This window comes from Streptomyces durocortorensis, assembly GCF_016901035.1.
In the GTDB taxonomy this organism is placed as follows: domain Bacteria; phylum Actinomycetota; class Actinomycetes; order Streptomycetales; family Streptomycetaceae; genus Streptomyces; species Streptomyces durocortorensis.
The window spans coordinates 1-1,618 of sequence record NZ_JAFEUF010000479.1 but is presented as its reverse complement, the minus strand read 5'-3'; the positions used below and the strand labels follow the sequence as shown (position 1 = coordinate 1,618).

At 71.7% G+C, this 1,618-nt stretch carries 1 protein-coding gene and 1 other RNA gene; both read right to left on the bottom strand.

The window, feature by feature from the left end; translation table 11 throughout:
• Positions 1–1,363, bottom strand: a 1,363-nt coding sequence (locus JS521_RS35580; protein WP_205086978.1) for a DNA polymerase III subunit gamma and tau, incomplete at its 3' end; no start/stop codon positions are given.
• Between the two features lie 124 nt (positions 1,364–1,487).
• Positions 1,488–1,584: signal recognition particle sRNA small type (gene ffs / locus JS521_RS35575), an RNA gene on the bottom strand.
• Between the last annotated feature and the right edge of the window lie 34 nt (positions 1,585–1,618).

Below are 1,618 nucleotides of genomic sequence, written 5' to 3'. Positions count from 1 at the left end.
GCTCTGCGTAGGCGGCGGGGGCGGGCGTCGCCGCGGGAGGTGCGTAGGCGGCAGGCGCGGCCGGGGGTGCCTCGCCCCGTACGGCGGCACGGGCCGCGTCCGGTCCGGCGGGAGCCACGGGGGCGTGGGCCTCGGGCCCGGGGACGTACCCCATCGGCGCCGCGGCAGCAGGCGGGGCGGCGAACGAGGCGGCAGCGGCGGCCGATGCCCCGCGCTCCAGCCGGTCGAGCCGGGCCTGCAGCGACCGCTCGTCGTCGTAGGCGGCGGGCAGCAGGACCCGGGCGCAGATCAGCTCCACCTGGAGGCGCGGTGAGGTGGCGCCGCGCATCTCGGTGAGCCCGTCGTTGACGAGGTCGGCGGCGCGGCTGAGTTCGGCGGCGCCGAAGACGGAGGCCTGGGCTTGCATGCGCTCGACGACATCGGCGGGCGCGTCGATGAGCCCCTTCTCCCCCGCATCCGGCACGGCGGCGAGGATCACCAGATCCCGCAGCCGCTCCAGGAGATCGGCCACGAACCGACGCGGGTCGTTGCCGCCCTCGATGACGCGGTCCACGACCTCGAAGGCGGCGGCCCCGTCGCCGGCGGCGAAGGCGTCGACGATCGAGTCGAGCAGCGAGCCGTCCGTGTACCCGAGGAGCGAGGTGGCCATGGCGTATGTCACACCGTCGTCGCCAGCACCGGCCAGCAGCTGGTCCATGACGGACATCGAGTCACGCACGGACCCGGCCCCGGCGCGCACGACGAGCGGGAGGACGCCGTCCTCGACGGGGCTGTTCTCCCGCCCGCACACGTCGGCGAGATAGCTGCGCAGGGTGCCCGGGGGCACCAGCCGGAACGGATAGTGGTGCGTACGCGACCGGATCGTCCCGATGACCTTCTCGGGCTCCGTGGTCGCGAAGATGAACTTGAGATGCTCCGGCGGCTCCTCGACCACCTTCAGCAGGGCGTTGAAGCCCGCCGGGGTGACCATGTGCGCCTCGTCGATGATGTAGATCTTGTAACGACTGGAGGCGGGCCCGAAGAACGCCTTCTCGCGCAGATCACGGGCGTCGTCCACACCACCGTGCGAAGCGGCGTCGATCTCGATGACGTCGATGGATCCCGGCCCGTTGCGCGCGAGGTCCTGGCAGGACTGGCACTCCCCGCACGGCGTGGGCGTGGGCCCCTGCTCGCAGTTCAGACAGCGGGCGAGGATGCGCGCACTGGTCGTCTTTCCACAGCCGCGCGGCCCGCTGAACAGGTACGCGTGATTGACCCGGTTGTTCCGCAGGGCCTGCTGGAGCGGGTCAGTGACATGCTCCTGACCGATGACCTCGGCGAACGACTCGGGGCGGTAGCGGCGGTACAGCGCAAGGGACGACACACCTACGAGGTTATCGGGGCCGACTGACAACCGGCCCCACACGGCTCACGCGAGGGCAACCGCACAGCTCGGACCCGCCGGAACACCGCCCGTGGATCAACGCGTCGTCAATGGCCCCCGGAACGCAAAGGGCCCCCCACGCACCCGCCAGAGCCAACCTACCCTTGCTGCCTTCCGGCCCTGGGGGAGTTCAGTCAGATAGCGCCACGTGAGGGGCTGACGCCCACCTTAGCGGATCCCCACCCCCTCCGGTCC